The sequence below is a fragment of the Ruegeria sp. P8 genome (genome assembly GCF_056534665.1).
This window is the reverse complement of the sequence record NZ_JBQERC010000033.1, coordinates 1-10,658: the sequence shown is the minus strand read 5'-3', so window position 1 is coordinate 10,658 and position 10,658 is coordinate 1. Positions and strand designations below refer to the sequence as shown.

Genomic DNA, 10,658 nt, shown 5'->3' with positions numbered 1-10,658 from the left:
ACCGCTACCGTCCGCTTTCACGCGGACCTTCACATTGTAGTCAATCACGCGTTTGACAGGTACCAGTACCTTCATTGTAGCGCTTTCTCCTTTTCATACGTCGTTTAGTTTTCTCCGAGAGGGGCCTCGGATACCCCTTCGCACCAGGCAACAAGTTGCGGGCTAATGGCTATATACGAGAGAGATAGAACCGGTTCATGAGGGCACCGCCCTGTCGAGCATTGCCACCGGCGATAGAATCTTGTCCAATTCGCTCTCAGGGACCAACCCTTCTTCGATAACAACATCGCGGATTGATGCGCCGGTGGCCAAAGCGTGTTTGGCAACGCGCGCAGTGGCATCGTACCCCAGATACGGAACAAGTGCGGTGGCAAGAACTAGGCTGTTATCCAGCAGATCCTTGCAGCGATCCGCGTTCGCTTCGATACCGAGAACACATTTCTCGGTCAGGACTTTCGTACCATTGATCAGAATCTTCAGCGACTTCAGGAGATTGTAGGCAACGACGGGCTCCATCGCATTCAGCTGCAGCTGACCTGCTTCTGAGGCCATCGTCACTACCAGATCGTTTCCTATGGTCTGATAGCAAATTTGGTTGACCACTTCCGGGATGACTGGGTTGACCTTGCCGGGCATTATGGAAGACCCGGCCTGTACTGCAGGCAATGTGATCTCGCCCAGTCCGGCACGCGGGCCAGAAGACAGCAACCGCAAGTCATTACAGATTTTCGACAGTTTTACAGCCAGACGTTTGAGAATGCCCGAAAAGGTGACGAATCCTCCCAGGTCGGAAGAGGCCACGATCAGGTCACTGGTGTGTTTGAGGTCAAAGCCCGAAATCTCTGCCAGGTGGGCAACGGCGCGCGTGTCATAGCCGACTTCGGCATTCACACCGGTGCCAATTGCAGTACCACCAAGATTGATTTCCGTTAGAAATCGCCCAATTTCGCGGATTCGATCAATGTCCTCACCGACGGTGACGGCAAAAGCTCTGAATTCGGCGCCCAGAGACATGGGCACTGCGTCCTGCAATTGGGTTCGACCGACCTTAACGATGTCGGCGAAGGCCCCGGCGCGATCTTCAAATGCAGATTGCAACCCCTTTAACGCGGCGCAAAGCGGCTCTACATGAAAAAGCACAGCAAGCCGGACGGCAGTCGGATACACGTCATTTGTGGACTGACCGTGGTTCACATCGTCATTGGGGTGGAGATGCTCGTACTCTCCGGGGGCATAACCCAGCTTTGTTAGGGCGAGGTTTGCAATGACCTCATTGGCATTCATGTTGGTCGAAGTTCCTGCGCCACCCTGAATCATGTCCACCACGAAGTGTTCGTGATGCTTGCCGTCGATGATTTCCTGGCAGGCTGCATCTATCGCTTTTGCCTTTTGCGTCTCAATGCCACCAATTTCGGAATTTGCCCGAGCGGCGGCCTGTTTGACCATGGCCAGGGCAACGACGATGCAGGAAAAATGTGACAACGGCACGCCGGTGATCGGAAAGTTCTGCCGTGCACGCTCGGTCTGATTTCCGTACAGAACCCCAATGGGCAGGTCTATTGACCCGATCGCATCCGCTTCACTTCTTCTAGATTGCATAGACAGTATTTTCCCCGTGTTTGCCCACTTCGACTAGCTCAACCAGCAGGTCGATCAAAAGACAGGCTTTCCACAGCGTTGGTTAGTTTGTCACAAAGCAAACATGCAGGAGCGTTATATCTACAAATCAAAAGGTGAACCCAAGGGTTAGGTATTTGCTAACGAACGCTAAGGAACACAGTTCTTAACGCCTCAACACTGCTTTTCTATCGTTTCAAAAAAGCAGATGCGCGTAAGGGAGGTTCCTTTTGCCACACAACCCAAAAGATGCGATTGATGTGCAGAGCGCCGTGAAACGCTATGGCGATTTTACTGCGTTGAAGACAATCTCACTCACGATCGCCGATAACGAATTCTTCACGTTGCTTGGCCCGTCCGGGTGCGGCAAGACAACCCTTTTACGAATGATCGCGGGGTTTGAATCCGTCACTGAAGGCGCAATCTACCTTTACGGAGAAGAGATTGAAAACCTGCCGCCAAACCAGCGACCGGTGAACACAGTTTTCCAGAACTATGCGCTGTTTCCGCATATGACTATTCTTGAAAACGTGGCTTTCGGCCTGGAGATGCGAGGCAAATCCAAGAGCGCAGCACGCAGCCGTGCGGGCGAGATGCTTGAACTGGTGCAACTATCTCAATTTGCGGCCCGCAAGCCGTCGCAGCTTTCGGGCGGTCAGCAGCAACGCGTTGCGCTGGCTCGGGCGCTGGCTCCACAGCCCAAGGTATTACTTCTGGACGAACCTCTCTCGGCGCTGGACCTGAAGCTGCGCAAGGCGATGCAGATCGAACTGAAACATTTGCAGCGCGAGACCGGGATTACCTTCATCTTCGTCACGCACGATCAGGAAGAAGCGCTGACAATGTCAGACCGGATCGCGGTAATGTCCGCCGGCGAACTGCAACAGCTGGGTACGCCGACCGATATCTATGAACGTCCACGCAACATGTTTGTGGCGGATTTCATCGGAGAAACCAACCTGTTGGAGGTCTCGGTCGATGAGATCCGCAATGGGCGCGCGATCTGCCATCTGGGCGGCGGGCACGAGCTGACCTGTGATCAGGTCGAAGGGATCAATCCCGGCTCCAAGGTGCACATGTCGATCCGGCCCGAGCGTCTTTACATGTCCGACAAACCGGTTGAAACCGAAAGCCTGAAAGGTCGCGTCAAAGAAAACATCTTTGTCGGCACCGATATCAGCACAATCGTTGATTTGCAGGATGGCCCGGATTTCGTGGTGCGCACGTCAAACTCGGATCGTGGTAACAAACGTATCTTTGAGCCTGGCACGGACATGTTCGTCAACATGGAGCTGGGGGCGGGTCGCCTCCTGGTGGACTGATGGCAGCAGGTGCAGCAAGCGGCGGCAGCGCAACAACCGACACGTACAAAGAAGCCAGAAACTGGCTTTTGCTTCCGGCCTGGACGGTTTTGACAATCTTCGTATTGGCCCCGGTTCTGATGATGCTGGTCTATTCCTTCCTGACCAAGGAATTCCGGGGCGGCGTGATCTGGGAATTCAGCCTTGCAGCTTACGATCAGTTCTTCTTTGACCGCGGTCTTTTCGGGGACGAGCCTCCCAAGATCGAGTGGACCTATATCACTATTTTCTGGCGGTCGATCTGGCAAGCAGGTGCGGCGACACTGCTGAGTCTGGTGATCGGTTTTCCAACCGCATATTTCATTGCGACACGTCCGGAAAGCGTACGCCCGCTGTGGGTCTTCCTGATTACAATTCCCTATTGGGTAAACCTGCTGATCCGCACCGTGTCGATGAAATTCCTGTTAAGGGATCAGGGGCCGTTGAACGACTTTCTGATCAATATCGGCCTGATCGACAGCCCGATCGCCATCGTTAACACCAATTTCGCGGTTCAGTTGGGTTTGTTCTATTCCTACTTGCCCTTCATGGTTCTGCCGATCTACGCAGCTGTCGAGCGGTATAACTTCTCGCTGAGCGAAGCTGCTGCAGATCTCTATGCAAGCAAAATGACAACGCTGCGCCGGATCGTGTTGCCAGCTGTGAAGCCGGGTGTGATGGCGGGCTGTATTCTGGTCTTCGTGCCTTCTATGGGTTCGTTCCTAGCACCTGACCTGCTGGGCGGTGCAAAGAACTTCATGATCGGTTCTTTGATCGAGGAACAGTTTAAGGGCAACGCCGGGAATTGGCCGTTTGGTGCGGCCGCCTCGATGATCCTTCTGACTATGGTGTTGATCATCCTGGTGATCTCGGCCCGTCAGCAGGCCAAAGCCAGCAAGGCGAAGGGGTAAGTCATGGCGCAGGTGAATGAAAACATCAAGTCCTACAAGGGCTTCAAAACCGTCACTCTGGCTTGTCTGGTGATCCTATATGCCCCTCTGGTCATCGTGACGATCTATAGCTTCAACGCATCCCAATCGATCACCAACTGGGAAGGTCTGTCGCTGCGCTGGTATACCGATGTGTTTACCGGTCCTGAAAGCGCCAAATTCAAAGCTGCGGCGTTCAACAGTTTTACCATTGCGATTGTCGCGGCCACCATTGCAACGACAATTGCGACGCTGGCTGCCACAGCGATGGTTCGAGGCGGCAAGTTCAAGCTGCGCGCGGCAACATTTGGGCTGATTTCTCTACCGATCATGGTCCCCGAAATCGTGCTTGCTACTGCCACACTGATCTTTTTCAACTCGATCGGGTTCACCCGCGGCTACACAACGATCCTGGTCGCCCATATCTCTTTCTGCATTCCCTTTGCATACCTGCCGATCTCAGCCCGGATGCAGGGGATCGAGGACAGCTACGAGCAGGCAGCGCTTGATCTTTACGCCACCAAACGACAGGCGTTCACCAAGATTTTGCTGCCGCTAATGATGCCGGGGATCATCTCGGGCTTTCTGCTGGCCTTCATCGTCTCGCTTGACGACTTCATCATCACCAACTTCGTCAAAGGTGCGGGTGTCGAAACATTGCCCACCGCAATCTTCGGGTCGGTCAAGCAGGGCATCAAACCAAACATCATGGCGATTTCAACCATGTTGCTGAGCGTATCGATCATCATGGTTACGATCAGCTATTTCGTCAGCAAGTCTGACAACACAAAATAACCCAACAAGGAGCAAATCCATGAAACATCTTCTGAAATCCAGTGCTGCAGCTTTTGCCCTTGCAGTTTCAGCCAATGCGGCCGTCGCTGAGGGCGAACTGGTGGTCTATCACTGGTTCGAATACATACCGCAGGAACTGCTGGACAAGTTCACCGAGCAAACCGGTATCGCCGTGACAATGGACACCTACGACTCGAACGAAGCGATGCTGGCCACGTTGAAAGCAGGCGGCATCGGCACCTATGACGTGGCAGTGCCCGGCGATTATATGGTTAAAATCATGGCTGGCGAAGGGCTGCTGGATACCATCGCCGAGGGCGAGTTGGTCAACAAGGGCAACATCTCGGCCGAATGGGCCGACCCAAGTTTTGATCCGGGCCGCACCCATTCGATCCCGTATCAGTGGGGCTCGACCTCGTTTGCGGTGAACCGCGATGTATACAGTGGCGACATTCAGACTACGGACATCCTGTTCAACCCACCCGCCGAACTGTCAGGCAAGATCAACATGCTGGACAGCCAAGGTGACGTGATGGCCATGGCCTCGCTGCACCTGGGTATCCCGCAGTGTTCGAACGATCGTGAGCAACTGAAGGCACTGAACGATATGCTTCAGAACGCAAAACAGCACTGGGTGTCGTTCAACTCGGATACCGCCAAAGAGGTGCTGGTGTCCGGTGATGCGGCAGTCGGTCAGATCTATGACGGCTTTTCCGCAAAGGCTCGGGAAGAAGGTGCCAACGTCGAATATGCCTTCCCTACTCAGGGCTACGTGGCGTGGATGGACAATGTTGTTCTGCTGAAAGATGCGCCGAACCGCGATAATGCCCTGAAATTCATGGACTTCCTTCTGGAACCGGAAAACATTGCCGCAGTGACCAACTATGCGCAGTATAACGCGGGCGTTAATGGGGTGACCGAGTTCCTTGATCCGGAACTGGCAGCGCAGCCTGAAAAGAACCCTCATGCGGGCGCGGGACAAGGCGTGTTCCTCGAAGTCTGCGACGAGGAAACTCAGGCTGTCTATGACCAGATCTGGACCAATCTCAAGAAATAGGTCGGTGTAAGCTAAGATTTGGTGGCGCTTTTGTTAAAAGCGCCGCCGAACAAACCTATTGAGACGAAAAGCCCCATGAAACGCGTTACAGTCTGCAGTATTTTAAAGCTTCTCTGAACCAGTCTGCATCATAGCATCGGTTTCCGAAAGCCACTCGACATTTGGTAGAGTCCTTAGCAATGCCCTCGCCCCGATGTAAGCGCTGACCTTTCCAGCGGTGGCGAACAGGTTGATCGGACGCCCCTGACTGTCGCAGACGGCGTGCAGCTTTGTGTTCATGACACCCTTGGTCCGATCAATCAGGCGTCTACGCCCCCAGTTGTTACGCCCAAACTGATCGCTGTCCGATGTGCCTTCAGGTAGGTTGCGTCGATCTGTTTGGTCAAAGCCTTTTCCGGCAATCCGGCATGCCCTTCCAAATGACACGCGGCGTTGACGCGAAATAACCTCACAGGAGACTGCGTTGCGTTTGAAGTCAGCGACGAGCTCAAGCGGCTTGATGTCGTGTTATTCCCAAAGTTTGACTATAGGTGTCGCGCAGTTATCGGGTGCTGCCCACCGTTTACCTGTCGATCTTCTCGCTACCAAAAGGTGCCATATACCCCCTTCCGACCCTGATAACGTAATCAAATCCAGATGCGCTTGACGTCAAGTGTATCTCGTCTTAATAAGTTAGTTATTACTCACTAACATAATGGTTTCGAATGCCCGCCCGCAAGCCCGCAGATGAACGCAAGACCGAGATCGTACAAGCCATGCTGCGCCTCGCGGACGAGTTGGGCCCTGATCGCCTGACCACACAGTCGGTTGCTGATGCAGTCGGGCTGACGCAGCCCGCAATCTTCCGGCACTTCGCGACCAAACAGGATTTATGGTTGGCGGTAGCTAACGAGATTTCTGAACGCCTCCGAACCGCGTGGGGTGACGCGCTTAGGACATCTGCCGATCCGGCAGAGCGGATCAAAGCGCTGATTTTGGCTCAATTGCACCAGATCGAGACTATGCCGGCCATCCCGTCTATTCTTTTCTCGCGCGAGCTACAGGTAGAAAACGACGATCTCCGGCAAGCTGTTCTTACGCTGATGACTGAATTGGTCGCATTGCTGTCCATCGAGCTGACCAACGGACAGAAAGCGGGCCTGTTCGACACAAACCTGCCGCCTGAAGACGGAGCGCTACTGTTGATCTCACTGGTACAAGGGTTGGCGATCCGCTGGACTCTAGGGAAACGCGGTTTCGCATTGGAATCCGAAGGGCACCGATTGCTCGACGCTCAGATGCGGCTATTCCGAATAGCAAGTACAGGGGTTTCGCCATGAACCGCCGTATCATCTTCGGTGTTACCCTTGCTGTCGGCCTCGCCGTCTTTGGCTGGCTTGTCCTTACAGAGCGCCCGGTTAATGTTTCCACTGCCGCAATTGAAAAGAATGTCCCTGTTCGTGTTTATGGGCTGGGGACGGTCGAGGCCCGGATCGTCTCAGATGTCGGATTTGAAGTTGGTGCCACGCTGACAGAACTTTCGGTCGACAGTGGTGATACGATCAAAGCGGGGCAAGTCCTTGCCCGGCTTCATCCGACGGAACAACAAGCAAAAGTCGCGCGCGCCAAAGCCGGGATTGCCGCCGCAGAGGCCACTTTGGGCAAGGCTGAGGCAAATGTGATCCGCGCGCGTGCCATTCTTGCGCAACGGCAGTCGACAAATGCGCGCCAGCAGGAACTTGCCGGGCGCAATGCCGTCTCGACTCAGGCTGCAGAAGAAGCCCAGCGGGATGTCGATGTTGCAGCCGCTGATCTGGCCGTAGCAGAAAGTGATGTTGAGGTTGCCAAATCCATGCACAGTGACGCCAAGGCAGCCCTGCAATACGAGCGTGTGCTGCTTGATCATCATGTGTTGCGGGCGCCATTTGACGCGGTCGTTGTTGAGCGCCACGTCGAAGCAGGTACTGTTGTTGTCGCTGGTGAACCAATCTTTACCCTTTTGGACCCGAACACTGTTTGGGCTTTGACCTACATTGATGAAGCGAGGGCCGGGCCCCTGCAACTCGGACAAGTTGCCGAAGTGAGGTTGCGGTCTTTGCCGCATAAGGTCTTCACAGGCAAGATCGCGCGGATCGGTATAGAAAGCGACCGGGTGAACGAAGAACGCCGGGTCTGGATTGCATGCAATCGGTGCCCGGAACAGGTTTTTCTTGGCGAACAGGCCGAAGTTTGGATCACAGTGACAGAACTGGTCGATGCGATGTTGGTTCCCGAGATCGCAATAACCGGTTTTGACGGGCATGAAGGTCTTATATGGGTCGCGCAGGATGGGCGTGCGCATCAGGTGTCGGCAGTCTTCGGTCACCGGACCGAGGATGCGCGGGTCGAACTGGTCGGTGGTATTCCCGACGGCTCGCAGGTCATCTTGACACCCGGTAAAGGGCTGTCCGAGGGACGCATGGTTCGGGTCGTCGAGAGGGATGCGCCATGAATCTCGCCTACCGCGATGTGCGTCACAATCTGTTCCGCTTCATGCTGACTTGCCTCGGCCTCAGCCTTCTGATGGCGGTCGTGCTGGCAATGATTGGTATTTACAATGGGCTGGTTGCGGACGCGCTGAACATCGTCAAAGCACCGCGAGCAGATCTTTGGATTGTTGAATCTGGTACACGCGGACCGTTTGCAGAAGCCTCGAAAATTCCCGACGGCACCCGTGATGCCGTGGGGCGATTGCATGGTGTGTCCGAAGCGGGCAGCATCACATACCAGACCGTCGAAGCGCCCTTTCGCGGCGAAACGCTACGCCTGTACGTGATCGGATACGAGCCAGGTCACCCCGGTGGACCCGAAGCAATCTCGGTAGGGCGTGGGATCAGCCAGTCCCATTTCGAGATCGTGGCAGATGCCAAATCCGGACTGTCCGTCGGCGATGTGATCCGACTGGGCCGCGATCCTTTCACTGTGGTCGGGTTGGTCGAGGATACGATGAATTCCGCCGGTGATCCGGCGGCGTTTATCACCTTGCGCGATGCGCAAGTGCTACAGACGCAACTGGCCCCGTCGGCTCAACGCGTCCAGGAGGCACGAGGCGCGGGGTTGCTCGAAAGTCAGGACAGCGTTGCGGCTGTGATCGCACGGCTTGAACCGCTTGCAGACCCGCAAGCAGTGGCGCAGTCGGTGCGCCAATGGAAACATCTTGGGGCCCTGACACAAGCCGATCAGGAGTCTATTCTGCTATTGTCTGTGGTGGATCGGGCAAAGCGGCAGATAGGTTTGTTTCTGGGCATCTTATTGTCCGTTTCAGCCGTTGTGATCGCATTGATTATCTACACGATGACCATGGAAAAGCTAAAGCAGATCGCCACACTCAAACTGATCGGCGCCCCCGACCGCACGATCATCGGGCTGATCGTGCAGCAATCCATTGCACTTGGTGCGGTCGGCTGGAGTTTCGGTCTGATCCTTATCCTGCTTGTCAAAGACTACTTCCCCCGCCGGGTTGTGTTGGAGCCGATCAACGCCGTCGCGCTGGCAGGGATCATCCTCATTGTCTGCATCGTCGCCAGCGGCCTTGGCGTTCGTGCAGCACTCAAGGTCGATCCGGCCACGGCAATCGGAGGGTGACGTCATGCTCAATGATCCGCGCCGCGTTATTGTAGATGTTACCAATGTCTCAAAGCACTTTGGCGAGGGCGGTGCACGTGTCGATGCACTGAAGGGTGTTGATCTGTCAGTCGAGGCGGGCGAAGTGGTGGCACTACTCGGCCCGTCTGGATCGGGCAAAACGACGCTTCTGAATGTCATTGGCTGCATCATTGCTCCGAGTACGGGGAAGGTTACGCTGGACAATGAGGTGGTTTACAACAAGCAATGGCTGCGAAACGATTTGCGTAAGCTACGGCTCGACAAGATCGGGTTTATCTTTCAGTTCCATAATCTTCTGCCATTTCTCGATGCCAAAGATAACGTTGCTCTGGTGCTGAAACTGGCTGGAAAATCGACGGTCGAGGCGCAAAGGCGCGCTGTCGAACTGCTGGACTATCTGGAGGTCGGTCACCGCAGGGATGCGATGCCCGCGCTTCTGTCCGGAGGTGAGGCGCAGCGCGTGGCCATCGCACGCGCCCTTGCCAACAGCCCGCGCATCATTCTGGCAGATGAACCAACTGCGGCGCTTGACAGCCAGAGGGCCGGGATCGTGATGGACCTGATGCGCAAGCTCGCAGCTGAGCAAGACGCCTGCATCATCGCTGTGACGCATGATGAAAAGATCTACGACCGGTTCGACAAGCTGTTCCACTTACGCGACGGCCGACTTGATGGAACGGAAGGGGGCGCGACATGAAAAATGCAACCACTGGCAACCGCGCCCTGAACATAGCGGCAAGCGTGGCAATAGTGTTCGGCGCGTTGACTGTTTTCTCAGGCGGACGGGCCTTGTTTGGTGGCGATGAAGCACGCGCCGCCGTTGGTAATGCAGTGCCCTTCGTGCTGTGGTTCAACTTTCTGGCAGGATTCGCCTATGTCGTGGCCGGCATTGGACTGTTTCTTCGGCACCGGTCAGCGGCCTGGCTATCAACAGTCATTCTGGTTGCCACCGTTCTGGTTTTTCTGGCCTTCGGCGCTCATGTGCTGCAAGGCAACGCCTATGAGATGCGCACCGTCGGCGCGATGACCTTGCGCACGGGTGTCTGGTTAGCCATTTCCGCTGTGGCTTGGGTGCATATCTGGCGAGCAGAATGACTCGCCTGTAGATATGCCGTTACTCGCGGGACATTTCCTTTAACCTCCTATTTCGGGGGCAAAGGAGTTGCTTATGCATCAGGATGTACGCGGGTATTGTCACGTTAACTTCCGGTCGACGAGGGAATGCTGATGGTCGGGATTCAAGCGGCTCGAGTGGCAGCATTCCAGGCGTTAGTTGCCTCGAGGCGGTGATAACGG

At 55.2% G+C, this 10,658-nt stretch carries 10 protein-coding genes and 1 pseudogene; 9 read left to right on the top strand and 2 right to left on the bottom strand.

Translation table 11 applies throughout. From position 1 onward, the window contains the following. Positions 1-195: 195 nt before the first annotated feature. The gene (locus ACR0BZ_RS19330; RefSeq protein WP_480921037.1) at positions 196-1,599 is read right to left on the bottom strand and encodes an aspartate ammonia-lyase; all 1,404 of its coding nucleotides are present in this window, start codon (positions 1,597-1,599) and stop codon (positions 196-198) included. A gap of 248 nt (positions 1,600-1,847) precedes the next feature. On the opposite strand from ACR0BZ_RS19330, the gene ACR0BZ_RS19325 reads away from it, so the two are divergent. From ACR0BZ_RS19325 to ACR0BZ_RS19310, 4 genes are read left to right on the top strand one after another with little or no spacing between them, the layout of a single operon-like run. Then, positions 1,848-2,939, top strand: a complete 1,092-nt coding sequence (locus tag ACR0BZ_RS19325) for an ABC transporter ATP-binding protein (protein WP_480921036.1) — start codon at positions 1,848-1,850, stop codon at positions 2,937-2,939. Further along, on the top strand, positions 2,939-3,868 hold the full coding sequence (locus ACR0BZ_RS19320; protein WP_480560807.1) for an ABC transporter permease: 930 nt from the start codon (positions 2,939-2,941) through the stop codon (positions 3,866-3,868). Before ACR0BZ_RS19325 ends, ACR0BZ_RS19320 begins: the two co-directional genes overlap by 1 nt. Positions 3,869-3,871: 3 nt before the next feature. Continuing rightward, positions 3,872-4,681 carry an ABC transporter permease gene (locus tag ACR0BZ_RS19315; protein ID WP_480921035.1) on the top strand — a complete coding sequence of 270 codons (810 nt, stop codon included), beginning with the start codon at positions 3,872-3,874 and terminating at the stop codon, positions 4,679-4,681. A 19-nt stretch (positions 4,682-4,700) separates the two neighbouring features. After that, complete coding sequence (locus ACR0BZ_RS19310) at positions 4,701-5,738, top strand: extracellular solute-binding protein (protein ID WP_480921034.1); 1,038 nt, start codon at positions 4,701-4,703, stop codon at positions 5,736-5,738. A 100-nt stretch (positions 5,739-5,838) separates the two neighbouring features. Here the strand turns inward: ACR0BZ_RS19310 and ACR0BZ_RS19305 are convergent. Next, positions 5,839-6,121 (bottom strand): annotated as a pseudogene (locus ACR0BZ_RS19305) (transposase); the annotation flags it as partial. 321 nt (positions 6,122-6,442) lie between these two features. On the opposite strand from ACR0BZ_RS19305, the gene ACR0BZ_RS19300 reads away from it, so the two are divergent. From ACR0BZ_RS19300 to ACR0BZ_RS19280, 5 genes are read left to right on the top strand one after another with little or no spacing between them, the layout of a single operon-like run. Next, on the top strand, positions 6,443-7,057 hold the full coding sequence (locus tag ACR0BZ_RS19300) for a TetR/AcrR family transcriptional regulator (protein WP_480540084.1): 615 nt from the start codon (positions 6,443-6,445) through the stop codon (positions 7,055-7,057). Further along, a complete protein-coding gene (locus ACR0BZ_RS19295; protein ID WP_480921033.1) occupies positions 7,054-8,208 on the top strand; it encodes an efflux RND transporter periplasmic adaptor subunit in 1,155 nt (384 codons plus the stop codon). Before ACR0BZ_RS19300 ends, ACR0BZ_RS19295 begins: the two co-directional genes overlap by 4 nt. Continuing rightward, on the top strand, positions 8,205-9,341 hold the full coding sequence (locus tag ACR0BZ_RS19290) for an ABC transporter permease (protein ID WP_480921032.1): 1,137 nt from the start codon (positions 8,205-8,207) through the stop codon (positions 9,339-9,341). The genes ACR0BZ_RS19295 and ACR0BZ_RS19290 overlap by 4 nt, the downstream gene beginning before the upstream one ends. Positions 9,342-9,345: 4 nt before the next feature. Then, positions 9,346-10,059 (top strand): ABC transporter ATP-binding protein, encoded by a 714-nt coding sequence (locus tag ACR0BZ_RS19285; RefSeq protein WP_480921031.1) that lies wholly within the window; start codon positions 9,346-9,348, stop codon positions 10,057-10,059. Next, positions 10,056-10,457, top strand: coding sequence for a hypothetical protein (locus tag ACR0BZ_RS19280; RefSeq protein ID WP_480921030.1), 402 nt, complete (start codon positions 10,056-10,058; stop codon positions 10,455-10,457). The genes ACR0BZ_RS19285 and ACR0BZ_RS19280 overlap by 4 nt, the downstream gene beginning before the upstream one ends. Positions 10,458-10,658 lie beyond the last annotated feature (201 nt).

Bases quoted from the DNA above. Each gene is read 5' to 3' on its own strand.
- ACR0BZ_RS19330 (WP_480921037.1), bottom strand. From the start codon at position 1,599: ATGCAATCTAGAAGAAGTGAAGCGGATGCGATCGGGTCAATAGACCTG.
- ACR0BZ_RS19320 (WP_480560807.1), top strand. From the start codon at position 2,939: ATGGCAGCAGGTGCAGCAAGCGGCGGCAGCGCAACAACCGACACGTAC.
- ACR0BZ_RS19315 (WP_480921035.1), top strand. From the start codon at position 3,872: ATGGCGCAGGTGAATGAAAACATCAAGTCCTACAAGGGCTTCAAAACC.
- ACR0BZ_RS19310 (WP_480921034.1), top strand. From the start codon at position 4,701: ATGAAACATCTTCTGAAATCCAGTGCTGCAGCTTTTGCCCTTGCAGTT.
- ACR0BZ_RS19300 (WP_480540084.1), top strand. From the start codon at position 6,443: ATGCCCGCCCGCAAGCCCGCAGATGAACGCAAGACCGAGATCGTACAA.
- ACR0BZ_RS19295 (WP_480921033.1), top strand. From the start codon at position 7,054: ATGAACCGCCGTATCATCTTCGGTGTTACCCTTGCTGTCGGCCTCGCC.
- ACR0BZ_RS19290 (WP_480921032.1), top strand. From the start codon at position 8,205: ATGAATCTCGCCTACCGCGATGTGCGTCACAATCTGTTCCGCTTCATG.
- ACR0BZ_RS19285 (WP_480921031.1), top strand. From the start codon at position 9,346: ATGCTCAATGATCCGCGCCGCGTTATTGTAGATGTTACCAATGTCTCA.
- ACR0BZ_RS19280 (WP_480921030.1), top strand. From the start codon at position 10,056: ATGAAAAATGCAACCACTGGCAACCGCGCCCTGAACATAGCGGCAAGC.